Here is a 23,713-nt window from a genome sequence, read left to right as displayed (position 1 = left end):
CGCACCCTCTGACCGAATTGCCCCCTCCTGCTGGGGACTCGCCCGCAATGTTCACCTGACAGAAAGGTGCTGCTGAACAGTGGGCTACATCCATGGCGTTGACGGGCGGCACAATGACCGCGCAACGTGTACATCGAAATAAATGGATTTCCGATAGCCGGGAACGCCACAACCGGGGCGCACGGACGATATGTGGTGATCGCGCGGGGCCGGCTATTTAAGTTTGAAGGAGTACTAAAATGACTACCATTTCCAAGCAGCCCAAAGGTCTGTTAATTCTTGCTGCGTTGTCGATGACTACGTCCGGCAGCCTTTCGGCTCAGGAACTGCGTCCGGTTGGGGAAGCCCCCGAGCAGGCAGCAGAAGAAGATGTCCTGACCACCGTCGTCGGCGCCGCGCCGAGCGATTTCTCGGAAATGCCTGAAGGCCCGGAACTCGAAGGCTTCATTTCGGCCCGTAACGGCAACCGTATGCAGGTTACCACGGTCGACGGGTCCAACACCGTTGTTGTCGTAAGCCCGGGCACGGAAATCCGCAGCACTGGCGGCTTTCTTGGTCTGAGCAGCAAGGAACTGGGTGCGGAATCGCTCCTGAACGGTCTGCCGGTAACGGTCGAGACGGTCCAGTGGGGTAACCGCGGTCTTCTGGCGACGGACATCAAGCTGAAGAGCAAGAACCTCGAAACCGCCGCGATGATCCGCAACGGAACCTCGCAGCAGTTCGCCGAACAGCGCACCGATATCGATGCCAACGCAGAACTCGCAGAATCTCTGCGCGGCCGCATGGGCGATATCGACAAGTACAACATCAAGGGCACCACGAACGTCTATTTCGACACTGCCAAGTGGAACCTCTCGCCGTCTGCAGAGCGTGAACTGTGCGAAGCGGCGAGCGATGCCAACGCGATGGACAACGCCCTTCTGCTGGTTGTCGGTTACACCGATTCCGACGGCAGCCAGGATTACAACCAGACGCTGAGCGAAAAGCGTGCTGGCCGCGTGGTCAACTTCCTCCAGCAGCAGTGCAAGTGGGAACCGTGGCGTATGCTGACCCCGACGGGTATGGCCGAATCTGATCCGCTGGCAGACAACAGCACCGCTGCAGGCAAGGCACAGAACCGCCGCGTGTCGGTCAATATCCTCGTCAGCAAGAGCGTCGACGGCATCTAAGACCAGCCGCACGACGGGAGAATTGAAAGCGGGGCGGGCCGAAGGGCCTGCCCCGCTTTTTTTGTTGTATGTATCCGGGAGAGCGAGCGGGCTCCCAGCTTAGCTGAGTTGATCTCGCGTTTGCGCTGGCCTTAGCCCTGCAGGCTCTGCATGCGCTTGAGATAGCGTGCCAGCACATCGATCTCGAGATTGACGGTGTCGCCTTCTTTCAGGCTGCCCAGCGTTGTCACCTCGCCCGTGTGTGGGATGATGTTGAGCGCGAAGTCGCACGAACCGTCAGTGCGGTCGCGCACATCGTTGACCGTGAGCGAAACACCGTCGACCGTAATCGAGCCCTTTTCGGCCACGAACGGAGCAAATTCGCGCGAGATGCGGATAGCGAGCATGGTGGATCCGCCGACATTGCGAGCAGCTACGACTTCTCCGACCGTATCGACGTGCCCTGTCACGAGATGCCCGCCAAGTTCGTCGCCGAGGCGCAGGGCTGGTTCCAGGTTGAGCCTGCGCCCCTCGCTCCACATGGCTCGCACCGTGCGCTGGAGGGTTTCGTCCGAGACGTCGAACCCAATGCGCGCCGCGCCAGCTTCCCCCGCCAGCTCCACGACAGTGAGGCACACGCCGGAGCAAGCGATCGAGGCGCCAATATCGATCCCGTCAGGGTCGAATGGGCAGGCCACAGTGACCCGCGTATCCTGCCGCTTCTCGACATTCTCGATGGTCCCGATGGCCGTGACGATACCGGTGAACATGCCTTATCCTTCTTCGTTTCGCGTGCGGCGATAGGCGGTGAAGCGGTCGCTGCCAAGTTGGCGGTTTTCCACCTCTTCCCAGCGCCCGTGAGCGCGGGCCAGCGATGCCAGGCCGATGTCGCCGAGAGCCGGCTTTCCGCCGCCAATCACGATGGGCGCCCGGTAAATCTCGAGCCGGTCGACAAGGTCATCGGAAAGGAAGCTGGCCGCGGTCTGTGCGCCGCCTTCGACATAGAGGTACTGGAGGTCGTCGAAGCGAGAGATTTGAGACGGCTGATTGATGATGGTCACGCCGTCCGGGGCAACGCCGCGGGTCAGGACGATGCGGCGCGGGCTGCGATTCTCAAGCCCCGGTAACCTGACGTCGAGGCGGGGCTGATCCGCTCTCCAGGTGCCTCCGCCGACAAGGATTGCGTCCTGCATCGCGCGGCGTGAATGGACGTGCGCGCGTGCTTCTTCGCCGGTGATCCATTGGCTCTCACCATTGGCCAGCGCGATGCATCCATCCAGCGAAAGCGCCAGCTTGAGCGTTACGAATGGCCGGGAATAACGAGCGCGGGTCAGGTACCCGATCAGGCTCGCATCGACCTCTTTCGAAGCCAGCACTTGCGTCTCAATGCCGGCTGATTTGAGCCGTTCGATGCCGCTGCCGGCAGTTCGCGGATCGGGGTCTTGGCTGCCGATAACGACGCGCGCAATTTTCGCCCCGACCAGCAAGTCAGCACATGATGGGCCCCGCGGCGAGGTGTGTGCACATGGCTCGAGCGTCACATAGGCGGTGGCGCCCCTGGCGCGCTCACCCGCCTGGACCAAAGCGGCTGCCTCGGCATGCGGCCTCCCGCCCACATCGGTCCAGCCGCGCCCGACGACCACACCGTCTTTCACGATGATGCAGCCGACCGCAGGGTTGGGGCGCGACATCGGCCTGCCCCGCGCAGCGAGGCGCGCTGCGGCAGCGAGCCAGTCCGCGTCAGTCGGCCTGGCTTGCAACCGGACCATCCGTTGATTGGGCCTGTTCGCCGAAGAGGCGTTCCAGCCGCTCCCGCTCTGCCTGTTCGGCAGCGGCGCGCTCGGCTTCGGCCTCGGCTTCGGCCGCGCTCGTGTCGATGCCTGTCGCAGCACCTACCCGGCGGTACAGGTCGCGCTTATCCTGCTCGAATTTCTCGATTATCGCCTGGCGCTCTTCCTTGCGGCGCTGGTTCTCGATGTTGGACTGGCGAATTTCTTCGTCCGTCCGGTCTTCGGGAAATGTACGGATGTATTCGACTTCAGGCGGTTCGGGCGTGGTGAAACCCTGCTCATGCGTCAGGATCGAAATCAGCCCCACGCACGACAAGATCGACGCTGCGAGAAATGCGAAGCGATAGGGCTGGGGCTGGCGGATATAGTCCCAGAAATCGGAAATCCCGCCAACCGGGTTTACTCGTCGGAAATAGCGCATGGGCAAGAGATAGTAGCGGGCGCGGCTTTGCGCTAGCCGAAGCTGGCGTAAAGTGTTCGGCCATGCTGCGAAAGCCAGCGGTTCGGCCTGCCGATATCGCCTTCGTACAAGCGATCCAGCAGATCGTGGAAGGCCGGGCTATGGTCGAAATGGACCAGATGCGCGACTTCGTGGGCGACAACCGATCGGCGGACGAAATCGGGTGCCATGATCAGACGCCAGTTGAGGCGCAGGACGCCCTCGCTCGAACAACTCCCCCATCTCCGCTTGGCCCGGGTGAGCTTGACGGAAGCTGCGGGCAAGCGGGCACGCTCACAATAGAATGCCGCATCACCTTCGAAGTGCTGCTGAGCCTCGTTTTCCAGCCAACGGATCAGACGCTTTTCAAGAGTGTCCTGCGGGCCGCCGATTGTCAGGGTATCTGCTGCGAGTTTTGGCTTGCGCGGGGCATCCTCGCGCCAGTCGATCGCAAGGTCTCTGCCGAGAAATGGCAGCTCTCCGCTGGTGACGGGGTTCCGGATCTGCGGGACCTTGGCGAGCTGGGCCTCGAGCCAGGCAGTGCGCGTGTGCGCAAATGCGATCGCTTCTTTCGTGGCGGACCATTTCGGCATTGTGATGCGCACGGCGCTGCCGTCTGGGGCAAGGCGCAGCGTCAGCCGCTTGGCTTTCGGGTGCCGCTTGACCTCGATCGGAACCGGACGTCCGGACAGTTCGATTTGCGGCGACTGTGCTTCCTTGCGCAGCCATTCAATCACGCCGGTTCCTCCTCGCCGTCGCTCCAGTCGACGATGTGGTGTTCCAGAGGGCCTGCATCGTCTTCGCTTATGACGCGGCCTGCGACCGACACACCAGCGTGGATCACTGCTTCGCGGTCACCTGATATGAGGTAATGCCAATCCCGGAGCGGCTGCCCTTCGGCGCGGAGGCGGTAGGCGCAGCTGTCCGGAAGCCATGGCACCGTATCGACCAGCTTGAGCGTCAGACGCAGGCAGTCAGGCACGAAAGCTTTGCGGTTTTTGTAATCGCGGCATTGCGCGGTCTGGCAATCGAGCAATGTGCAGGCGACATTCGTTTCTTCGATATCGCCGGTATCTTCATACTCGACCTTGTGCAGGCAGCACCTGCCGCATCCGTCGCACAGCGCTTCCCATTCTTCCTGCTTCAGCTTCGCGAGGGGAAGCTCCCAGAATCGGTCCCTCAGCGAACCCATTTTTCCAGTTCCGCCTCGACGGCTTCTGGCCCCTGATCGGTGGGCAGCATCGCCAGTGGCTGGCCATCGGGGGCGAAGAGGAAGGTGATATTGGTGTGATCCATCAGATAGCCGCCCGCCTCGCTATCTTCTCCGCGCGAGAAGTAGACTGCGAACTTGTCAGCAACCGCTTTGACGTCTTCTTCCGAGCCGGTGAGCCCGATCAGGCGCGGATGAAACGCATCTGTAAATTCGCCCACGACTTCAGGTGTGTCGCGTGCCGGGTCAATGGTGACAAACAGCGGCTGGATCTTCGCCGCCAACTCGGGAGCGCTTTGTTCAAAGAGTTTCAGGCCGGCCATCGCGCGCTGGACATCTGTCGGGCAAACGTCGGGGCAGAACGCATAGCCGAAATATATCGTGCGATATTGCCCATCGAAATCGCTCCAGCTGACCTTGGTATTATCTTCGCTGGTGAGGGTAAATTCGCCTCCGATTGCCGCGCCTGCCAGTGGCGGTTGCTCCGCCGGGCCAGGGTCACAGGCAGTCAAAAGGAGGGCAGCCATCAAGGCGGAAATTTTGTAGGGCATGACAGAGCGGTTCATGGTCTGCTAAGCGCCTGCATTCAAGGGCAGTCAGACTGTTCTCAGACGAATTTTCGGGAGTTCTCCAAAGGTGCGTGTAAATCCGGTCGCTCGTTTCCTGACCCTCGCCATGGGTATCGCGGCAATGCTGGCAAGCCCGCTTGCCGCTCAGCAGCAATCCGACGGCTGGAAGTTCATCAAGGCCGTGCGCGACCGTGATGGCGATGTCGCGACAAAGCTTTTGGATGAGCCGGGCAGCACTATCGTCAATGCGCGCGATATCGGTACCGGCGAAACTGCACTGCACGCCGTGGTTCAGCGCCGCGATATCACCTGGGTGCGGTTCCTGCTGCAGCGCGGCGCGAATCCGAACATTGCGGACAAGAACGGTACCACGCCACTTCAGATCGCCTCGCAGCTCGGATTTATCGAAGGTGTCGAACGCCTGATCAAGGCCGGCGCGGAGATCGACGTTTCGAATGTGGCAGGCGAAACGCCGCTGATGAGCGCGATCCACCGCCGCGACCTGGCGATGATCGAACTCTTCGTCGAAAACGGCGCCAATCTGGAAAAGACTGATAACTCGGGCCGGACCGCGCGCGATTACGCGATGCTCATGGGGCCTGATAGCAAGGTGATGGCCGCCATCGAAAAGGCCGAGAGCGCCAAGGCCGATGAGCCAGAAACATACGGGCCCAGCTGATGGCTGATGCCGTGGCACCCGATATCGCTGACCTGACGCTCGACGAATTGCGGCTCGCGCTTGCGCCCGCGATTGCGGATGCTGCGATCTTCGACGGGTGGAGCGATGCGGCGCTGGAAATGGCGGCCGACCAGATGGGCGCAGATATCGACGTGGCGCGGCTGGCATTCAAAGGCGGCGCCCTCGACATGGTGTTCGCCTGGATCGAGGCAGTCGACATGGCCATGGCAGCGGCTTTCCCGGAAGAGAAAGTAGCGCAGATGAAAATCCGCGAACGGATCCGCAGCCTGGTCCAGTTCCGGCTCGATGCAGTCGCCGGCCAGGAAGAAGCTCTGCGCCGGGCCATTGCGATCATGGCAATGCCGCAAAACGCGCCTTCTTCGGCCAAGCGCGGTTGGCAGACTGCGGATTTGATGTGGCGGCTCGCCGGGGATACGGCGACCGACTATAATCACTATACCAAGCGCGCCATACTCGCTTCGCTATACGGGGCGACTTTGGCGGTTTTCGTGGAAGACGAAAGCGAGGGCAAGGCGGAAACCCGGGCCTTCCTCGACCGGCGAATCGAAGGCGTCATGAAGTTCGAGAAGGTGAAGGCCAAATGGCTGAACCCCGACCGAGAAACTTTCAGCGTGTCGCGCTTCCTTGGCCGATTGCGTTACCCTGCACGCTAAAACGCTATTGATAACCAGTTGCAATTAGCTGTTTGCTCTGACAGGGCTGGCAGCATGACTTTGGACGCCTTTGACAGCGGAAAACCGGCGCGTATTCTCGCCGTGGATTGGGACAGTCTTGCCGAAGATGAAGGCAAGCGGCTGAAGGCCCTTGGCGTGGACGAGGGCGCTGAAATCGCCGTCATCCACCGCGGTGTGTTCGGCGGACGCGACCCACTTGCCCTGCGGCTTGGCGCGATGACAATCGCCCTGCGGCGCGTTCATGCCCGCGCGATCGAGGTTGAGGCGCTATGAGCCGGAAGCGGACTGCAGCGCTCGTCGGTAATCCCAATTCGGGTAAATCCGCACTGTTCAACGCACTGACCGGCGCGCGTCAGAAGATCGCGAATTACGCCGGTGTCACGGTAGAGCGAAAAGCTGGCCGCTTGACCTTGCCCAACGGCGAGCCTGTCGAACTGCTCGATCTTCCGGGCTCTTACAGCTTCGACGCTGCCAGCCCTGACGAAGCGGTCACCCGCGACGTCGTGCAGGGTGCGTTCGAAAGTGAAGACGCGCCCGACGTCCTGATCCTCGTGCTGGACGCTGCCAATCTGGAGCAGCACCTGGTCTTCGCGCAGGAAGTGCTCGAACTCGGGCGGCCTACGGTAGTTGCTCTCAACATGATCGATCTGGCCGAGCGTGATGGATTGACGCTTGATCCGGAGGCGCTTTCCGAAGCGCTTGGCGTGCCGGTGGTTCCGACGGTGGCTGTGCGGCGCCGGGGCCTTGTGGAATTGAGCGAGGCGATCGCCGAAGCTGAAACCCATGCCGATGAAGAAACGCGTAAGCGCTGGCATCTGACGCTGCCCGAACGCCGTCTGACTGCCAAGCACATCACACGCGGGGCAGTATTGTCGAAATCGACGCGCCACACGGTCGAGAACGGTGTCGACCGCGTACTTCTCAATCCGTGGATCGGGCCGATTATCCTGTTCGGCTTGCTGTTCATCGTATTTCAGGCCGTGTTTGCATGGGCCACTCCCTTCGCTGATGCGCTGGAGGGCGGCGTTGCTGTACTTTCGCAAGGCGTCGCTGACACCTTGCCCGCTGGATTGCTTAGGGACTTCCTTACCGAAGGCGTCCTTGCGGGCGTTGGATCGGTGGTCGTGTTCCTCCCGCAAATCGTGATCCTGTTCTTCTTCATCCTGGTGATGGAGGCGAGCGGATATATGGCACGCGCCGCGTTCCTGATGGACCGCCTGATGGCGCTGGTCGGGCTTTCGGGCCGCAGCTTCATCCCTCTGCTGTCGAGCTTCGCGTGTGCCATTCCCGGCATCATGGCGACCCGCTCGATTTCCGATCCCAAGGACAGGCTGACGACGATCCTGATCGCGCCCCTGATGACCTGTTCGGCCCGCCTTCCGGTCTATGCGGTCGTTATCGCTGCGGTCATCCCCCAGACCAGTGTCGGCCCAGGCATTGGCTTGCAAGGCCTCGTCCTCTTTGCGCTCTATGTTGCGGGCATCGTGGGGGCCATGGTCGTCGCACTGGTGCTGCGCAGCACGGTGACGAAGGGTGCGGCGTCGGGCTTCATCATGGAGCTGCCGCGCTACCAATTGCCGCGTATCAAGGATCTGGCCATCGGCCTGTGGCAGCGCGCATGGGTGTTCCTGCGCCGCGCCGGTACGATCATTTTCGTCGCCACCATCGCCCTTTGGGTCCTGCTGTCCTTTCCCACGGCGGAACCAGGTGAAAGCCAGCTCGATGCAAGTCTCGCTGGCGCAGTTGCGGATACGCTACATCCGGTTCTCGAACCGGTCGGTTTCAACCGCGAAATGAGCCTTGCGATCATCCCGGCTCTCGCCGCTCGTGAAGTCGCGGTTTCGGCGCTGGCAACCACCTATGCCGTCGATGCCGAGGACGAAGATCTCGCGGCCGAGGGTGTCACTGCCAAAATCGCCGCATTGTGGAGTTTGCCGACTGCATTGGCCTTCCTCGCGTGGTTCGTGTTTGCGCCTCAGTGCCTTTCGACCATCGCAGTCGCCCGACGAGAGACCAATGGATGGAAATGGCCCATCGTAATGGTCGTCTATCTCTTCGCGCTGGCATGGATATCAGCCGGGCTGACCTATTGGATTGCAGTTTCGGCCGGACTCTAGTTACGCGTGTGGACACGGATGGTTATCCTCTGGAACGCCTCGCGCCCATCCGATAGGCCACCTGCAACACTTACTAAGGAACGATTCGATGGCCGGTAGCCTCAATAAAGTCATGTTGATCGGAAACCTGGGCGCAGACCCTGAAATCCGCAGCTTCCAGAACGGCGGCAAGGTCGCAAACCTGCGCATCGCCACGAGCGAAACGTGGAAAGACAAGAACACGGGTGAACGCCAGGAGCGTACCGAATGGCACACGGTCGCCATTTTCTCGGAAGGCCTCGTAGGCGTCGTTGAACGCTTCCTGCGCAAGGGTTCGAAAGTCTACGTCGAAGGCCAGCTCCAGACCCGTAAATGGCAGGACCAGTCCGGCAATGACCGCTATTCGACCGAAGTCGTGATCCGCGGCATGAACGGCTCGCTCACCATGCTCGACGGCGCATCAGGCGGCGGCGGCGGTGGCGGCGGAAATCGCGGCGGCGGAAGCTATGACCAAAGCGGCGGTGCGTCCGGTGGATCAGGCGGCGGAGGCGGCTGGAACCAGGGCGGCGGTTCATCGTCAGGCGGCGCTTCGCAAGGCGGCGGCGGATCCAACTATGACGATCTCGACGACGATATCCCGTTCTGATCGGAACATCTCCAACCACAAAGGGCCGCCATTGAGCGGCCCTTATTTTTTGAGCTTCGCCAACGCCTCGGCCAGCGGCCCGCTCGGCGCTTGTTCTTCGTCGCTTTCGATACTCTTCTCTGCGCGGATGCGATCTGCATTGGGGCCTTCACGATAGGGGTCGACTGCCAGGCCGAGGGTCTGGGCAATGGCCTCGCCGATATCGAACGCGTCGCCGTCGTATTCAATTGTGTCGAGGTCTTCGAGGCTCAGCTCGAATTCTTCGTCCGGCGCGTGCACGGTCTCTGGACCTTCCGGCACGAAGCGCAGATCAAATTCTTCGTGAGCTTCATAGGTGATATCGTCACGGCTCACGGCGCATGGCTGTTCGATGACAGCATCGAGGTGGCCCTTGGCGACAACCGCGCCCTCTTTTTCGCCAAATGAAACACTGGCAGTGAGGGAAGGCAGGGAAGTCACTCCGAAACGCTTCGCCAGTGCCTCGCGTTCGGTTTCACTAGCCTCGATAAGCAACGGGCCAGTCGGAAGCGCCTTGGGCTTGATCATGCGTGACAGTTCGGGCGCGCTCATCCTTCGAATTCTCCGGCACGCAGCTGATCCGCGCTCGTGCGCGAAAGGCGTTTGTCGAGCCTGATCATCCGTTCTCCCAAGGCTTCGGCCTCATCTTCCTGCGCCATGGTGACATTGCGCTTCAGGGCAGCAGCCAACGCGACGCGGTCTTCATCGGCGAGGGCTGAGCGATAGGCACCCAGCCGGCCGCCCATGGTGCTCATGAGGTTGCCGATTTTCTTGCCGACAGTGGGATCGCCGATGCCTGCTTCGCGCAGTTGGCCTTCCATATCCTCGACGAAAAGCTCGGTCAGCAAGGCTGTGTCGGGGGCTAGCTCTTCGTCCTTTTCCATGCGCAGAAGGACAAGGCTGAGCATAAGGGTGACCATATCGAACCGCCCTTCAACTGTGTCGGCGACGCCGCACATCCGGTACCAGTCGGGATCGCGCGCTTCTTCCACTATGCGGTGCCAGAGGGATCGCCACTCTTCTCGCGGGTCTTGCTGGGTGCCGAACAGGCGGGAGAAAAAGGACATGGATCAGGGCGCTTTCTTTATTGTTGTTCAGCGGCAATTAAAGCCGCCATCCCCACCGCTTCGCGACACGCACGTTGCAAGGCAGGCTTTGCCGGTTTAGGGCGTGGACCGCATATAGGATGCGCTGGCGAAGAGGCCAAGCGCGCCGCAAGGATGGAGACACGCTGTTCCCATGAACAGGTCCAAGATTTTCGGTATCGCTGCAATCCTCGCAGCGGGCCTTTCAACCACTGCCTGCACCTCGATTCGGGAGCCGCGGGGGTACATCGTCGACAATATCCTGCTGAACACGGTCCAGCCGGGCATAGATAACGAGCGCAGCGTTGCCGCAACGCTGGGCCGTCCGACTTTCACCAGCCAATTCGGTGATCCGACGTGGTATTACGTGTCGAGCACGAGCGGCCGCAAGCCGTTCGTGCGCCCGCGCATCCAGGAACACCAGGTGCTCGCGGTCAAATTCGATGCTTCGGGCAATGTGGTCTCTGCTGATCGCAGCGGTCTTGACCAGGTGGTCTACCTGACCCCCGATGGTGACGAAACGCCCACCTTGGGCCGGGAGCGCAGCTTCCTCGAAGACCTGTTCGGCAATATCGGAACCGTCGGACAGCCAGGCCTTGGCGGGCAGGGCGGCGGTCCCGGCGGCTAGGGTCTCGGCACCGGCTTGATCCGCCAGTAGCACACCCCATATCGCGCCGTATGAGTGATCAAGATAATCGCCACGGCCTGGTCCAGTGGCACGGCACCACCATTATCGGCGTCCGCAAGGCCGGCCGCACCGTAATTGCCGGGGACGGCCAAGTCTCCATGGGCAATACGGTGATGAAACCCAATGCACGGAAGGTTCGCCGGATCGGCGAAGGCGGCAAGGTCGTTGCCGGGTTCGCCGGTGCAACGGCCGATGCCTTCACCCTGTTCGAGCGGCTCGAAAAGAAGCTTGAACAGTATAACGGCCAATTGCTACGCGCCGCGGTCGAACTGACCAAGGATTGGCGCACCGACAAATATCTGCGCAACCTCGAAGCCCTGATGATCGTCGCCGATGAAGAGAACCTGTTGGTGCTCACTGGGAATGGTGACGTGCTGGAACCCGAAGGCGGCATCACGGCGATCGGGTCGGGCGGCAATTACGCACTGGCTGCTGCCAAGGCGATCGCGGAATATGAAGAAGACCCCGAAGTAATCGCGCGCAAAGCCATGCAGGTGGCCGCGGACATCTGTGTCTTCACCAATGGTAATGTAACCGTCGAGACGGTTTGAGAGAGTTCATGGACAATTTGACCCCCAAGGCGATCGTCGCGTCGCTCGACGAGCACATCATCGGCCAGAAAGATGCCAAGCGCGCGGTTGCCGTAGCCTTGCGCAATCGCTGGCGCCGCCAGCGGCTCGACGCGGATCTGCGTGACGAGGTCACGCCCAAGAATATCCTAATGATCGGCCCCACGGGGTGCGGTAAGACCGAAATCAGCCGCCGCCTGGCGAAGCTGGCAGAGGCCCCGTTCGTGAAGATCGAGGCGACCAAGTTCACCGAAGTCGGCTATGTTGGCCGCGATGTGGAACAGATCGCGCGCGACCTGGTGGAAGAAGCAATCCGGTTGGAGAAAGAGCGCCGCCGCGAGGCTGTGCGCGAAACGGCCAGCCAAGCCGCGATGGACCGGCTGCTCAATGCGCTTGTCGGAGAAAACGCAAGCGAAGCGACGCGCGAGGCTTTCCGCGAGCGGATCGTCCAGAATGCGATGAACGACACCGAAGTCGAAATCGACGTGAAGGACCAGCCGACCAGCAATATGGAAATTCCCGGGATGCCGGGCAATGTCGGCATGATCGACCTGTCCGATATGCTGGGCAAGGCGATGGGCAGGGCCCCGACCAAACGCCGCAAGCTCAAGGTTCCCGACGCTTGGGACAAGCTGGTCGAAGAAGAAGCCGAACGACGCATGGACCAGGACGACGTGAACCGCGTTGCGCTGGAAAATGCCGAAACCAATGGCATCGTATTCCTCGACGAGATCGACAAGATCGCAGTCAGCGATGTTCGCGGCGGGTCAGTCAGCCGTGAAGGCGTGCAGCGCGATTTGCTGCCGCTGATCGAAGGCACCACCATTGCGACCAAATACGGTCCGATGAAAACCGATCACGTGCTCTTCATCGCGAGCGGCGCGTTCCATGTCGCCAAGCCGTCCGACATGCTCCCCGAACTGCAGGGCCGCCTGCCGATCCGCGTCGAGTTGCGCGCCCTGACCGAAGAAGACTTCGTGCGCATCCTCACCGAAACCCGCGCCAACCTTGTACAGCAGTACAAGGCGCTGATTGGGACCGAGGACGTCACACTCGACATCACTGATGATGCCATCAGGCAGGTCGCGAAGATCGCGGCGCAGGTGAACGAGAGTGTCGAGAATATCGGCGCCCGCCGCCTGCAGACCGTGATGGAGCGCTTGCTCGAAGACATCAGCTTCGAGGCGGAAGACCATAAAGGTGAGACGATTACCGTGGATGCCGCCTATGTCAGCGAACGCCTCGACGATCTGGCGGGCGACAGCGACCTCAGCAAGTATATCCTGTGAGCCGTGATACGGTCCGTGACCTGGCCGCGATGCTTGAACAGCTATCGCCGCGGCTGGACCCGGACCGGTATCGCTATGTGCAGATAGAGCCTTCGAACGCGCCGCAATTGCTTGGCGCGGCGATAGCGACATTCCGGGAAGACGAGGGCGTGTCGGCCATTGTCCCTGCGGCAATTGCCGATCAGGCCGATGTCGGCGGCCCCGATATGGCCCGCATTACCCTCGAGGTTTATTCCGACCTGGAAGGGGTAGGGCTGACCGCCGCCGTGGCAAGTGCGCTGGCCGAGGCCGGTATCGCCTGCAACATGGTCGCCGCCTTGCACCACGACCACGCCTTCGTGCCTGCCAGGAAGGGTGAGGAGGCGCTTGATGTCTTGCAAGAGCTTTCGGCGTCCGCGACTTGACTTGCGAGAATCAGTCGTCTCCCAAAAGCGGACATTAGTGTACGGCGGCTAACGACCCGATTGCGGACATTCAACGACCGCACCTCCGAGATTTAAGCATACCCCAAGTCCATCATAACTTTGCGCAAACTGGCGTCTGGGTCGTTGGCCCAGTCAACATCGTCAAGAGCCAAGTAGATACGATCAAATTCCGCCGGTGCTGTCTTTGCGTCGCTCTCGCACCATGCCGCGTATAGGTTGTTCACTGCCCAACTGAAAAAGTCTGCATCTTCCAAACCGGATAGAAAGGCGCCGACCAAACCCTCTCCCAACTGATCTAGGAAATCGATCTGACCTAGGCCGAAATCGTTGCGCCAGAACTCGACAAATTCTTTACCTGGATCGCCTCCCCAACCACACTTCGAGAACTCGAAGCGATACATCGCCTGAAGGTCTTCTATGACTTTCTTCATCGTAGTGACTGTAGCCATCGCTACGTCGGAGGGAATAGCAAATTCTAGAGTTGTCAGCTTTCCACCCAAAAGCTGCCTGTCCGCTTACGGATGAGGCGCGAGCCCGATTTCGACGCCGGTTTTGTCGGTCAGCGCGAACTTGTCGACCAAGTCGCTGCTCGCCCGATTGAGCCCGCGCACCTGCACGCTGCGGCCATTGCGGCGCATCCGCTCCACAACCTTGTCCAAAGCAGCGATGGCCGAGATATCCCAGAAATGCGCCTTGCGGACATCGATGATCACATGATCAGCCGGGTCGGGCATAATGCTTTCAGGGCCAAGTGCCGCCTCGAAACGTTCGACACTGGCGTAGAAGATCTGGCCCTTGGCGCGGTATACCGCAGTATCGCCTTTGCGCTCGCGGACCACTTCGAACATGTTCATCACCTTGTGAGTGAAGAAGGCGCCCGAAAGGATCACTCCGGCCAGCACGCCCAGCGCGAGATTATGTGTTGCCACCACGACGACGACGGTCGCGAGCATGACAACGCTCGACTGCCAGGGATGCTTCCCAATGTTGGGAATCGAGTTCCATGAGAAGGTGCCGATCGAGACCATGATCATGATCGCCACCAGCGCCGGCATCGGTACCTGACCAACCAGATCGCCAAGCGCGGCCAGCAGGATCAGCAGGGAAAGGCCAGCCGTAAAGGTCGAAAGCCGTCCGCGCCCGCCGCTGGTCACGTTGATGACCGACTGGCCGATCATCGCACAGCCGCCCATGCCGCCAAACATCGCGGCAACCACATTGGCAATGCCTTGGCCCGCACTTTCGCGGCGCTTGTTCGAACCGGTGTGCGTCATGTCGTCCACGATCTGCGCAGTCAGCAGCGATTCCAGCAGGCCGACCGCTGCCATGGTGGCGGCATAGGGCGCAATGATCCGCAAAGTTTCCCACGTCAGCGGCACATCGGGCAGCACGAAGTAGGGCAGGCCTTCGGGTAGCTCGCCCATATCGGAAACAGTGTTCACCGGCGCATCCAGCCAGATTGTCAGGATGGTCAGCACGATGATTGCGATCAGCGGGCTCGGGATGGCGGTAGTGAACCTTGGAATGATGTAGATCATCGCCAAACCGGCAATGACCATGGCATAGGTCATCCAGCCGATGCCGGCTGCAGTCGGATCGAGCTGAGGCAGCTGCGCCATGAAGATCAGGATCGCCAGTGCATTAACGAAACCGGTGATGACCGAGCGCGAGACAAATTGCATCAGCAGGTCGAGGCGAAGGAGTGCAGCGATGCCCTGGAAAATCCCCATGAGGATCGTTGCGGCAAACAGGTATTCGACACCGTGATCGCGTACCAATGGCACCACGACGACAGCAACTGCAGCTGTGGCCGCAGAGATCATGCCCGGACGTCCGCCGGTAAAGGCAATGACCATCGCGATGGCAACCGAGGCATAGAGGCCGACACGCGGGTCTACACCTGCGATGATCGAAAATCCGATCGCTTCAGGGATAAGGGCCAGCGCCACGACGATCCCGGCTAGGATGTCGGCGCGGATGTTGGAGAACCAGTCGCGTTTGATGGCGCTGCGGTCGAGCATGCGGTCTATCCGTTCTTAGAATGGAAAAGGCACAAGAACGCTCGCGCCTCAGATTTGCCTCTTCCATTGGCCCATGCTGCAATGCAACACAACCCCTCCGCCCTGACTGGTGATTAGGCGGGCGCTTCTTCCTGTCGCTCCTCAGCCTGCCGCGCCCACATTTCTGCGTAGAGCCCCCTGGCTGCCTGCAATTCGCTATGTGTCCCGCTTTCCGCCAGCTGGCCGTGATCGAGGACCAGGATCTGGTCGGCCTTGGCGATGGTCGAGAGGCGATGCGCAATTGCCAGCGTCGTGCGGTCCTTGCTCACCCGGTTGAGTGTGCGAAGGATATCCTGTTCGGTGCGGGTATCAAGCGCACTGGTCGCCTCGTCGAGCAGCAGGATCGGCGGGTTCTTTACCAGCGTGCGTGCAATGGCGACCCGCTGCTTCTCGCCTCCCGAAAGCTTGAGCCCGCGCTCACCGACTTCGGTGTCAAAGCCGTCGGGCAAGCGCTTGATGAAGGGAAGGATCGCCGAATCCCTGGCGGCTTCCAGAATTTCCTCTTCGCTCGCACCTTCGCGGCCATAGGAGATGTTGTAGCCAATGGTGTCGTTGAACAGCACGCTGTCTTGCGGGACGATACCGATCTTAGCGCGCAGACTTTCCTGGGTGACCTCGGCAATATCCTGGCCGTCGATCAGGATGCGGCCACCTTGGGGATCATAGAAACGGAACAGCAATCTTGCGATCGTACTCTTGCCTGCTCCGGATGGACCGACGATCGCGACATGACTTCCGGCGGGAACCTCGAACGACAGATTGCGCAGGATAGTGCGCTCCTTGTCGTATCCGAAATCGACATTCTCGAAGACGATGGAGGGGCGGTCCACGATCAACGCCGGCGCGCCCGGTTTGTCCGCTACCTCTACATTGGTGTCGATCAGATCGAACATGGCGGCCATGTCGACCAGGCCCTGCCGGATCGTGCGGTAGACCCAGCCCAACAGATCGAGCGGACGGAAGAGCTGCATCAGATAGGTGTTCACGAACACCAGATCGCCCACCGTCAGCTCGCCTTTGCTCCAACCCCATACTGTATAGGCCATCGCGCCGGCCATCAGCGCATTCGTAATGAAGGACTGCGCGATATTGAGCATGCCTAGCGAACCGTCGGACTTGATGGCGGCTTCGCTATATGCGCGTGCAGCCTTGGCATAGCGCGCTTCTTCGCGGCGCTCTGCGCCGAAGTATTTGACGGTTTCGTAATTCAGCAGGCTGTCGACCGCGCGGGACAGGGCAAGGCCGTCGAGATCGTTCATGTCGCGGCGCAGCTTCGTGCGCCATTCGGTGATCTGGCGCGTCACCACTATATAGGCAACGACGGTGAAGGCCGTTGCGGCGACGAGCCCCCATCCGAAATTGATGTAGAAGATGATCCCGACCGCGATCAGTTCGAGCACTGTCGGAGCAATGTTGAAGAGCAAGAAATAGAGCATGGAATCGATGCTCTTGGTTCCGCGCTCGATAATTTTGGTTACCTCGCCCGTGCGGCGCGACAGGTGGAAGCGCAGAGACAGGCGGTGCAGGCGGCGGAAGACATCTTCGGCCAAGTGACGGGTGGCTTCCTGACCGACGCGCTCGAAAACGATATTGCGAAGATTGTCGAAGGCAGTGCCGGCAAATCGTCCCAGACCATAAGCCAGCACAAGTGCCATAGCGACCATCGCCGCCTCGTTGGCCGGGCTGGACATTGCATCCACGGCGTTCTTGTAAGCGAAGGGGAGGGCTAACACCGTGCCCTTGGCCAGCAGCACCAGAAACATTGCGATCACGATCCGGCGCCGGAGCAGCGGATTATTCTTCGGCCATAAATAGGGGAGGAAACGCTTGAGCGTCGCCCAGCTATCGGCGTCCTGCTTCTGGTCGGATGTAATCGTGTCGGGAGGCATGGCGCGTTATGTGGTGCGCGCCATGCCTCTCGGCAAGCTTAGCCTCCGAAGCGGGACGGGAAGAAACGCTTCTGCAATAACGAGCTGGAGCTGGCGTCGGGTGGCAGATCGAACAGGATACGCCTGCTGGAAAAATCGATCGCGACCCGCTCGAACAACGACAGGTTTTGCATACCGAGGATCAGGGCAGGCTTATCGGTATACCCCAGCGCATGAAACGCGGGGCTGTCGGCAAAGCCGATCTGGGCCTCGGTTATGGTTGCACCGCCGATCACGATCTCGCGAGCGCGTGACAGGTTGCTGCGCATCATCTGCCCATGCACGTCAGATGTGAGTAGCTCGTTACGGTCACGCATCCGCAGACGTCGCTCCATACGTTTGAGAAGAGCGGGGTTGCCGAACGAGTACTGAGCGCCAGTATCGATGATGACCGCCGTCCGGATGCCATCGACTTTCGCATCGGCGATAATCATGCGGCCCAGCTTGTTCCGTGCCCGTACGATAATGTCGTAGCCCTTGTTACCGCCCAGCGCCTCTGCGTCGGCGACCGCGATCCGGTCTTCCTTGAAGTCCATGGCAACCCGCAAATCCTGCAAGCTGTCGAGACCGAGAATTCCATCGGCCCCTATATGCTGGCTTCGAAGCAGGGGTGTCACGAGGCCGTTGAAGGACCTGTCTGCAAACTCGAGCCCATCGAGTTCGACAGTTTCCACTGTGCGGCTGGAGCCCATCGCTACCAATGTCGCGCTGCCATTGGGTTTAAGCTGCAGCGCATCAGTCACCGAGTTCGTAACAACCGTGGATTGCGAGCCGGTATCTATGAAGAAGCGGAACGGCCCCTTGCCATCGATCATGACCGCGACGGTCAGCCGTTCATAGCGATCGCGGTCGAGCTGGAATTCATCGACCGGGATTTCCTCGCTGTCTGGGGCATCCGGCGCAGGCGCTTCGGTGAACTGCAATCCCTGATCGGCTTGCAGCGGTGAAGCGCCCGCCAGAAGCAGGGCTGAGGGTAGGGCGAAGTATCCGGCCATGGCCAATCTCCATTTCAGACATATCTTTACCACGCGCGAGCGGATGGACCAAAGTCGCTGGTAGATATCGCCCGACTTCCAGGCAGGATCAGAATCGCCGGTCATGCGATCACGCATGGATGACTCCCGGCATGCACCGGAAAGCAGGCCTGATTTTGCCGTGGGATAGGCAGTCCTCGCCTGGCTTTGCCAAGCCGCCCTTGAATTCACCTCCCTGAGCCCCATATTCAGTTCAGCTGATGAAGCGTGGAAGCCCGCAGATTTACGCCGTTTTGCAAAGAACTTGAAATAAAATTGCAAAAGGGTGTTGACCGAATCTCGGCCTCCGCCTATTTGGCCCTCACCGACGCGGCGATGACGGCATTCACCGTCAGCTGCATTGGTCGCCAACATAAACGGACAGCCGGTTCCCTCGGTGTAAATCGGGGAACCAATCGCTGTCCGCTAAGACTGTCTGGTGGTTCTTTGACATTGTTAGTTTTTGATGAAGGGACATGTGGGCGACGGCGCCCGGTCCGGGGACCTCAAGGCTCCGGATACCGGTTAATTTATGCCGATTGCCACATCTTTGTCGGGCACCACGCCTGGCATTGGTGATGCATGTTCATTCGTATCCATTACGTTTGACAGCAGGTTATCGGCTCCTTGAAGCTCATGCCAAGCAGGTCAGCGGGGTTTTCCCCGTGCTTGTTTAGTATGTGACACAAACTTGAGAGTTTGATCCTGGCTCAGAACGAACGCTGGCGGCATGCCTAACACATGCAAGTCGAACGAACCCTTCGGGGTTAGTGGCGCACGGGTGCGTAACGCGTGGGAACCTGCCTTTAGGTTCGGAATAACAGTTAGAAATGACTGCTAATACCGGATAATGTCTTCGGACCAAAGATTTATCGCCTTTAGATGGGCCCGCGTTAGATTAGATAGTTGGTGGGGTAATGGCCTACCAAGTCGACGATCTATAGCTGGTCTGAGAGGATGATCAGCCACACTGGGACTGAGACACGGCCCAGACTCCTACGGGAGGCAGCAGTGGGGAATATTGGACAATGGGCGAAAGCCTGATCCAGCAATGCCGCGTGAGTGATGAAGGCCTTAGGGTTGTAAAGCTCTTTTACCAGGGATGATAATGACAGTACCTGGAGAATAAGCTCCGGCTAACTCCGTGCCAGCAGCCGCGGTAATACGGAGGGAGCTAGCGTTGTTCGGAATTACTGGGCGTAAAGCGCGCGTAGGCGGCTTTTTAAGTCAGAGGTGAAATCCCAGGGCTCAACCCTGGAACTGCCTTTGAAACTGGAAAGCTAGAATATTGGAGAGGTAAGTGGAATTCCGAGTGTAGAGGTGAAATTCGTAGATATTCGGAAGAACACCAGTGGCGAAGGCGACTTACTGGACAATTATTGACGCTGAGGTGCGAAAGCGTGGGGAGCAAACAGGATTAGATACCCTGGTAGTCCACGCCGTAAACGATGATAACTAGCTGTCCGGGCTCATAGAGCTTGGGTGGCGCAGCTAACGCATTAAGTTATCCGCCTGGGGAGTACGGTCGCAAGATTAAAACTCAAAGGAATTGACGGGGGCCTGCACAAGCGGTGGAGCATGTGGTTTAATTCGAAGCAACGCGCAGAACCTTACCAGCCTTTGACATCCTAGGACGACTTCTGGAGACAGATTTCTTCCCTTCGGGGACCTAGTGACAGGTGCTGCATGGCTGTCGTCAGCTCGTGTCGTGAGATGTTGGGTTAAGTCCCGCAACGAGCGCAACCCTCATCCTTAGTTGCCATCATTTAGTTGGGCACTTTAAGGAAACTGCCGGTGATAAGCCGGAGGAAGGTGGGGATGACGTCAAGTCCTCATGGCCCTTACAGGCTGGGCTACACACGTGCTACAATGGTATCTACAGTGAGCAGCGATCCCGCGAGGGTTAGCTAATCTCCAAAAGATATCTCAGTTCGGATTGTTCTCTGCAACTCGAGAGCATGAAGGCGGAATCGCTAGTAATCGCGGATCAGCATGCCGCGGTGAATACGTTCCCAGGCCTTGTACACACCGCCCGTCACACCATGGGAGTTGGATTCACCCGAAGGTGGTGCGCTAACCAGTTTACTGGAGGCAGCCAACCACGGTGGGTTCAGCGACTGGGGTGAAGTCGTAACAAGGTAGCCGTAGGGGAACCTGCGGCTGGATCACCTCCTTTCTAAGGATTGGTACGAAAGCGCCAGCGCTAGCCGTTGGAATGCTTCGCACCTTTTCAAAGAACACTGCCGTCGTCCTCATGTCCTTTCATCAATCGGATACAGCCTCACAGGCTAGTCTTGTGAGTTGCTGTTTGCCTGAGCTGGCTTACGCCGCCCGCGGCCGTGCCTTTTCTTTATTGGGAAAGGAGGCCCGCGCTGGCGCATAGGCCCGTAGCTCAGTTGGTTAGAGCGCACCCCTGATAAGGGTGAGGTCGGTGGTTCAAATCCACTCGGGCCTACCATGTTTACCTGGTCTTACGGGGCCTTAGCTCAGCTGGGAGAGCACCTGCTTTGCAAGCAGGGGGTCATCGGTTCGATCCCGATAGGCTCCACCAGGTATAAGCAATCCGATAGATGAAACGAAAACGAATACCGCGTTTGGCGGTTAGGTGACTTCGGTCGCCGCTCTTTGACATTGTGAATGGGTTTTTAAATCGATGCCGTGGCGCATGGATTGCAAGGTTTGCCTTCGGGCAGATCAGCGCGATTTATGCATCACAACAAGATCAATCAAAATGATTATCTGGCTGAGATATCTTCCTCACTATCGTTAGACTTCAAACTTTTATGCAGGTTTGTCGTTGATGGTGTGGATTCTCAAGCGTGAGGTAAGAGCATTTGGTGGATGCCTTGGCATGTGCAGGCGATGAAGGACGTGGCACGCTGCGATAAGCGTCGGGGAGATGTGAGCAATCTTTGATCCGGCGATTTCCGAATGGGGAAACCCACCCTCACCATTTCCTTTCGTATCAGCCCAATCTTCGGATTGGACCTGGTTCGGAAAGAGGTGGATAGGGTATCACCGAGTTGAATAAAATAGACTTGGTGAAGCGAACCCGGGGAACTGAAACATCTCAGTACCCGGAGGAAAAGACATCAACAGAGATTCCCGTAGTAGTGGCGAGCGAACCGGGACCAGGCCAGTGCTTCTTCGTAAATTAGCGGAACACTTTGGAAAGAGTGGCCATAGCGGGTGACAGCCCCGTACGTAAAAATGATCGAAGAAGACTTGAGTAGGGCGGGACACGTGAAATCCTGTCTGAACATGGGGGGACCACCCTCCAAGCCTAAATACTCGCACATGACCGATAGCGAACACAGTACCGTGAGGGAAAGGTGAAAAGCACCCCGATTAGGGGAGTGAAACAGTACCTGAAACCGGATGCTTACAAGCAGTTGGAGCCCCATAGGGGGTGACAGCGTACCTCTTGCATAATGGGTCAGTGACTTAATCTACCATGCAAGCTTAAGCCGTTAGGTGTAGGCGCAGCGAAAGCGAGTCTGAATAGGGCGACTGAGTATGATGGATTAGACCCGAACCCCGGCGATCTAGGCATGGCCAGGTTGAAGGTGCAGTAACATGCACTGGAGGACCGAACCGGTGAATGTTGAAAAATTCTCGGATGAGCTGTGTTTAGGGGTGAAAGGCCAATCAAGCCGGGAAATAGCTGGTTCTCCGCGAAATCTATTGAGGTAGAGCGTTGGATGTATGCCGATGGGGGTAGAGCACTGGATGGGCTAGGGCTGCGCGAGCGGTACCAAACCTAACCAAACTCCGAATACCATCGAGTCTTGTCCAGCAGACAGACGGCGGGTGCTAAGGTCCGTCGTCAAAAGGGAAACAGCCCTAACCTACAGCTAAGGTCCCCAAGTCATATCTAAGTGGGAAAGCATGTGGGAATCCCAAAACAACCAGGAGGTTGGCTTAGAAGCAGCCATCCTTTAAAGAAAGCGTAACAGCTCACTGGTCTAAATAAGGGTTCCTGCGGCGAAGATGTAACGGGGCTAAAGATATGCACCGAAGCTTAGGGTTCAGAATTTATTCTGAGCGGTAGCGGAGCGTTCCGTAAGCGAGTGAAGGAGAAGGGTAACCGACTCTGGACGTATCGGAAGTGCGAATGCTGACATGAGTAGCGACAAACAGGGTGAGATACCCTGTCGCCGAAAGACCAAGGGTTCCTACGCAATGCTAATCAGCGTAGGGTTAGCCGGCCCCTAAGACGAGCCCGAAGGGGGTAGTCGATGGGAACCACGTAAATATTCGTGGGCCTGAAGATGTGTGACGGATGGTGGAAGTTGTTCTCTCTTATTGGATTGAGAGGGCAGCCAAGCTGTTCCAGGAAATAGCCTCTTCAATATAGACCGTACCCGAAACCGACACAGGTGGTCAGGTAGAGTATACCAAGGCGCTTGAGAGAAGTATCCTGAAGGAACTCGGCAAATTGCCTCCGTACCTTCGGAAGAAGGAGGCCCTCTCATTACGCAAGTAGTGTGGAGGGGGCACAGGCCAGGGGGTAGCGACTGTTTAGCAAAAACACAGCACTCTGCTAAGTCGGCTTCAAGACGACGTATAGGGTGTGACGCCTGCCCGGTGCTCGAAGGTTAAGAGGAGGAGTGCAAGCTCCGAATTGAAGCCCGAGTAAACGGCGGCCGTAACTATAACGGTCCTAAGGTAGCGAAATTCCTTGTCGGGTAAGTTCCGACCTGCACGAATGGCGTAACGACTTCCCCACTGTCTCCAGGATATGCTCAGCGAAATTGAATTCTCCGTGAAGATGCGGAGTACCCGCGGTTAGACGGAAAGACCCCGTGCACCTTTACTGCAGCTTTAGAGTGGCATTAGGAAAGAATTGTGTAGAATAGGTGGGAGGCTTTGAAACTTGGGCGCCAGTCCTTGTGGAGCCAACCTGTGAAATACCACCCTGTTGTTTTCTGATGTCTAACCTAGATCCGTTATCCGGATCAGGGACCCTCTATGGCGGGTAGTTTGACTGGGGCGGTCGCCTCCTAAAGAGTAACGGAGGCGCGCGATGGTATGCTCAGGACGGTTGGAAACCGTCTGCAAGAGTGCAATGGCATAAGCATGCCTGACTGCGAGACTGACGAGTCGAGCAGAGACGAAAGTCGGTCATAGTGATCCGGTGGTCCCTCGTGGAAGGGCCATCGCTCAACGGATAAAAGGTACGCCGGGGATAACAGGCTGATGATTCCCAAGAGCTCATATCGACGGAATCGTTTGGCACCTCGATGTCGGCTCATCACATCCTGGGGCTGGAGCAGGTCCCAAGGGTTTGGCTGTTCGCCAATTAAAGTGGTACGTGAGCTGGGTTCAGAACGTCGCGAGACAGTTTGGTCCCTATCTGCCGTGGG

General features: G+C 58.9%; 22 protein-coding genes, 2 tRNA genes and 2 rRNA genes (1 of these 26 only partly in view). 14 read left to right on the top strand and 12 right to left on the bottom strand.

What is annotated here, in order from left to right; translation table 11 throughout:
• Positions 1–239 precede the first annotated feature (239 nt).
• Positions 240–1,169 carry an OmpA family protein gene (locus K3166_RS09955; protein ID WP_221422085.1) on the top strand — a complete coding sequence of 310 codons (930 nt, stop codon included), beginning with the start codon at positions 240–242 and terminating at the stop codon, positions 1,167–1,169.
• A 131-nt stretch (positions 1,170–1,300) separates the two neighbouring features.
• On the opposite strand, the gene K3166_RS09950 is transcribed toward K3166_RS09955, so the two are convergent.
• The 6 genes from K3166_RS09950 to K3166_RS09925 are packed head-to-tail and all read right to left on the bottom strand — an operon-like array spanning position 1,301 to position 5,138.
• Positions 1,301–1,918: a riboflavin synthase gene (locus K3166_RS09950; RefSeq protein ID WP_221422084.1), complete on the bottom strand. Its 618-nt coding sequence runs from the start codon at positions 1,916–1,918 to the stop codon at positions 1,301–1,303.
• Positions 1,919–1,921: 3 nt separating this feature from the next.
• Positions 1,922–2,917, bottom strand: coding sequence for a bifunctional diaminohydroxyphosphoribosylaminopyrimidine deaminase/5-amino-6-(5-phosphoribosylamino)uracil reductase RibD (gene ribD, locus K3166_RS09945; protein WP_221422083.1), 996 nt, complete (start codon positions 2,915–2,917; stop codon positions 1,922–1,924).
• Entirely contained in the window at positions 2,889–3,359 is a 471-nt protein-coding gene (locus K3166_RS09940) for a hypothetical protein (RefSeq protein WP_221422082.1), read from the bottom strand. The genes ribD and K3166_RS09940 overlap by 29 nt, the downstream gene beginning before the upstream one ends.
• A gap of 32 nt (positions 3,360–3,391) precedes the next feature.
• Positions 3,392–4,114 (bottom strand): M48 family metallopeptidase, encoded by a 723-nt coding sequence (locus K3166_RS09935; RefSeq protein WP_221422081.1) that lies wholly within the window; start codon positions 4,112–4,114, stop codon positions 3,392–3,394.
• Positions 4,111–4,569 (bottom strand): YcgN family cysteine cluster protein, encoded by a 459-nt coding sequence (locus K3166_RS09930; RefSeq protein ID WP_221422080.1) that lies wholly within the window; start codon positions 4,567–4,569, stop codon positions 4,111–4,113. The genes K3166_RS09935 and K3166_RS09930 overlap by 4 nt, the downstream gene beginning before the upstream one ends.
• Positions 4,557–5,138: an SCO family protein gene (locus K3166_RS09925; protein WP_247714607.1), complete on the bottom strand. Its 582-nt coding sequence runs from the start codon at positions 5,136–5,138 to the stop codon at positions 4,557–4,559. Before K3166_RS09925 ends, K3166_RS09930 begins: the two co-directional genes overlap by 13 nt.
• Positions 5,139–5,223: 85 nt before the next feature.
• Here K3166_RS09925 and K3166_RS09920 point away from each other — a divergent pair, with 85 nt between their 5' ends.
• From K3166_RS09920 to ssb, 5 genes are all read left to right on the top strand, one after another.
• Complete coding sequence (locus K3166_RS09920; protein ID WP_247714606.1) at positions 5,224–5,835, top strand: ankyrin repeat domain-containing protein; 612 nt, start codon at positions 5,224–5,226, stop codon at positions 5,833–5,835.
• Complete coding sequence (locus K3166_RS09915; RefSeq protein ID WP_221422078.1) at positions 5,835–6,509, top strand: COQ9 family protein; 675 nt, start codon at positions 5,835–5,837, stop codon at positions 6,507–6,509. Before K3166_RS09920 ends, K3166_RS09915 begins: the two co-directional genes overlap by 1 nt.
• Positions 6,510–6,563: 54 nt before the next feature.
• Positions 6,564–6,803 (top strand): FeoA family protein, encoded by a 240-nt coding sequence (locus K3166_RS09910; RefSeq protein ID WP_221422077.1) that lies wholly within the window; start codon positions 6,564–6,566, stop codon positions 6,801–6,803.
• The gene (gene feoB / locus K3166_RS09905; RefSeq protein ID WP_221422076.1) at positions 6,800–8,647 is read left to right on the top strand and encodes a ferrous iron transporter B; all 1,848 of its coding nucleotides are present in this window, start codon (positions 6,800–6,802) and stop codon (positions 8,645–8,647) included. Before K3166_RS09910 ends, feoB begins: the two co-directional genes overlap by 4 nt.
• Positions 8,648–8,735: 88 nt before the next feature.
• Entirely contained in the window at positions 8,736–9,272 is a 537-nt protein-coding gene (ssb, locus tag K3166_RS09900) for a single-stranded DNA-binding protein (RefSeq protein ID WP_221422075.1), read from the top strand.
• 42 nt (positions 9,273–9,314) lie between these two features.
• Here ssb and K3166_RS09895 read toward each other — a convergent pair whose 3' ends face one another.
• Together K3166_RS09895 and K3166_RS09890 are read right to left on the bottom strand one after the other, a co-directional pair.
• Positions 9,315–9,842 carry a YceD family protein gene (locus K3166_RS09895; protein ID WP_221422074.1) on the bottom strand — a complete coding sequence of 176 codons (528 nt, stop codon included), beginning with the start codon at positions 9,840–9,842 and terminating at the stop codon, positions 9,315–9,317.
• Positions 9,839–10,357, bottom strand: a complete 519-nt coding sequence (locus K3166_RS09890) for a ubiquinol-cytochrome C chaperone family protein (protein ID WP_221422073.1) — start codon at positions 10,355–10,357, stop codon at positions 9,839–9,841. The genes K3166_RS09895 and K3166_RS09890 overlap by 4 nt, the downstream gene beginning before the upstream one ends.
• Positions 10,358–10,529: 172 nt before the next feature.
• Here K3166_RS09890 and K3166_RS09885 point away from each other — a divergent pair, with 172 nt between their 5' ends.
• Genes K3166_RS09885 through K3166_RS09870 form a run of 4 tightly spaced genes read left to right on the top strand, consistent with a single transcriptional unit; the run spans position 10,530 to position 13,325 of the window.
• Positions 10,530–11,003 carry an outer membrane protein assembly factor BamE gene (locus tag K3166_RS09885; RefSeq protein ID WP_221422072.1) on the top strand — a complete coding sequence of 158 codons (474 nt, stop codon included), beginning with the start codon at positions 10,530–10,532 and terminating at the stop codon, positions 11,001–11,003.
• Between the two features lie 50 nt (positions 11,004–11,053).
• Positions 11,054–11,614 (top strand): ATP-dependent protease subunit HslV, encoded by a 561-nt coding sequence (gene hslV / locus K3166_RS09880; RefSeq protein ID WP_282098798.1) that lies wholly within the window; start codon positions 11,054–11,056, stop codon positions 11,612–11,614.
• A gap of 8 nt (positions 11,615–11,622) precedes the next feature.
• Positions 11,623–12,921, top strand: a complete 1,299-nt coding sequence (gene hslU, locus K3166_RS09875) for an ATP-dependent protease ATPase subunit HslU (RefSeq protein WP_221422071.1) — start codon at positions 11,623–11,625, stop codon at positions 12,919–12,921.
• The gene (locus tag K3166_RS09870) at positions 12,918–13,325 is read left to right on the top strand and encodes an ACT domain-containing protein (protein ID WP_247714605.1); all 408 of its coding nucleotides are present in this window, start codon (positions 12,918–12,920) and stop codon (positions 13,323–13,325) included. The genes hslU and K3166_RS09870 overlap by 4 nt, the downstream gene beginning before the upstream one ends.
• A gap of 92 nt (positions 13,326–13,417) precedes the next feature.
• Here K3166_RS09870 and K3166_RS09865 read toward each other — a convergent pair whose 3' ends face one another.
• The 4 genes from K3166_RS09865 to K3166_RS09850 form a co-directional block, all read right to left on the bottom strand.
• Positions 13,418–13,777: a hypothetical protein gene (locus K3166_RS09865; RefSeq protein ID WP_221422070.1), complete on the bottom strand. Its 360-nt coding sequence runs from the start codon at positions 13,775–13,777 to the stop codon at positions 13,418–13,420.
• Between the two features lie 84 nt (positions 13,778–13,861).
• Complete coding sequence (locus tag K3166_RS09860) at positions 13,862–15,367, bottom strand: SulP family inorganic anion transporter (protein WP_221422069.1); 1,506 nt, start codon at positions 15,365–15,367, stop codon at positions 13,862–13,864.
• Between the two features lie 113 nt (positions 15,368–15,480).
• Positions 15,481–17,295, bottom strand: a complete 1,815-nt coding sequence (locus K3166_RS09855; RefSeq protein ID WP_221422068.1) for an ABCB family ABC transporter ATP-binding protein/permease — start codon at positions 17,293–17,295, stop codon at positions 15,481–15,483.
• Between the two features lie 38 nt (positions 17,296–17,333).
• Complete coding sequence (locus tag K3166_RS09850) at positions 17,334–18,446, bottom strand: aspartyl protease family protein (protein WP_247714604.1); 1,113 nt, start codon at positions 18,444–18,446, stop codon at positions 17,334–17,336.
• Between the two features lie 588 nt (positions 18,447–19,034).
• Here K3166_RS09850 and K3166_RS09845 point away from each other — a divergent pair.
• The 4 genes from K3166_RS09845 to K3166_RS09830 all read left to right on the top strand — a co-directional run.
• A 16S ribosomal RNA gene (locus K3166_RS09845) occupies positions 19,035–20,523 on the top strand.
• A 205-nt stretch (positions 20,524–20,728) separates the two neighbouring features.
• A tRNA-Ile gene (locus tag K3166_RS09840) sits at positions 20,729–20,805 on the top strand.
• Between the two features lie 17 nt (positions 20,806–20,822).
• Positions 20,823–20,898: transfer RNA gene (locus K3166_RS09835), tRNA-Ala, on the top strand.
• Between the two features lie 263 nt (positions 20,899–21,161).
• A 23S ribosomal RNA gene (locus K3166_RS09830) occupies positions 21,162–23,713 on the top strand (it continues 257 nt past the right edge of the window).
• Together the 16S and 23S rRNA genes with 2 tRNA genes alongside form the textbook arrangement of a ribosomal RNA operon.

The sequence above is a fragment of the Qipengyuania psychrotolerans genome, from assembly GCF_019711355.1.
Taxonomy (GTDB): domain Bacteria; phylum Pseudomonadota; class Alphaproteobacteria; order Sphingomonadales; family Sphingomonadaceae; genus Qipengyuania; species Qipengyuania psychrotolerans.
Note: the sequence above shows the minus strand (reverse complement) of the source record. Positions and strands in the feature narration are given on the sequence as shown.

Coding starts and splice junctions, on each gene's coding strand:
- K3166_RS09950 (WP_221422084.1), bottom strand. CDS start 1,918: ATGTTCACCGGTATCGTCACGGCCATCGGGACCATCGAGAATGTCGAG.
- K3166_RS09865 (WP_221422070.1), bottom strand. CDS start 13,777: ATGAAGAAAGTCATAGAAGACCTTCAGGCGATGTATCGCTTCGAGTTC.
- ribD (WP_221422083.1), bottom strand. CDS start 2,917: ATGGTCCGGTTGCAAGCCAGGCCGACTGACGCGGACTGGCTCGCTGCC.
- K3166_RS09860 (WP_221422069.1), bottom strand. CDS start 15,367: ATGCTCGACCGCAGCGCCATCAAACGCGACTGGTTCTCCAACATCCGC.
- K3166_RS09855 (WP_221422068.1), bottom strand. CDS start 17,295: ATGCCTCCCGACACGATTACATCCGACCAGAAGCAGGACGCCGATAGC.
- K3166_RS09850 (WP_247714604.1), bottom strand. CDS start 18,446: ATGCGTGATCGCATGACCGGCGATTCTGATCCTGCCTGGAAGTCGGGC.
- K3166_RS09910 (WP_221422077.1), top strand. CDS start 6,564: ATGACTTTGGACGCCTTTGACAGCGGAAAACCGGCGCGTATTCTCGCC.
- K3166_RS09955 (WP_221422085.1), top strand. CDS start 240: ATGACTACCATTTCCAAGCAGCCCAAAGGTCTGTTAATTCTTGCTGCG.
- K3166_RS09890 (WP_221422073.1), bottom strand. CDS start 10,357: ATGTCCTTTTTCTCCCGCCTGTTCGGCACCCAGCAAGACCCGCGAGAA.
- ssb (WP_221422075.1), top strand. CDS start 8,736: ATGGCCGGTAGCCTCAATAAAGTCATGTTGATCGGAAACCTGGGCGCA.
- K3166_RS09895 (WP_221422074.1), bottom strand. CDS start 9,842: ATGAGCGCGCCCGAACTGTCACGCATGATCAAGCCCAAGGCGCTTCCG.
- feoB (WP_221422076.1), top strand. CDS start 6,800: ATGAGCCGGAAGCGGACTGCAGCGCTCGTCGGTAATCCCAATTCGGGT.
- K3166_RS09925 (WP_247714607.1), bottom strand. CDS start 5,138: ATGCCCTACAAAATTTCCGCCTTGATGGCTGCCCTCCTTTTGACTGCC.
- hslU (WP_221422071.1), top strand. CDS start 11,623: ATGGACAATTTGACCCCCAAGGCGATCGTCGCGTCGCTCGACGAGCAC.
- K3166_RS09885 (WP_221422072.1), top strand. CDS start 10,530: ATGAACAGGTCCAAGATTTTCGGTATCGCTGCAATCCTCGCAGCGGGC.
- K3166_RS09915 (WP_221422078.1), top strand. CDS start 5,835: ATGGCTGATGCCGTGGCACCCGATATCGCTGACCTGACGCTCGACGAA.
- K3166_RS09940 (WP_221422082.1), bottom strand. CDS start 3,359: ATGCGCTATTTCCGACGAGTAAACCCGGTTGGCGGGATTTCCGATTTC.
- hslV (WP_282098798.1), top strand. CDS start 11,054: ATGAGTGATCAAGATAATCGCCACGGCCTGGTCCAGTGGCACGGCACC.
- K3166_RS09930 (WP_221422080.1), bottom strand. CDS start 4,569: ATGGGTTCGCTGAGGGACCGATTCTGGGAGCTTCCCCTCGCGAAGCTG.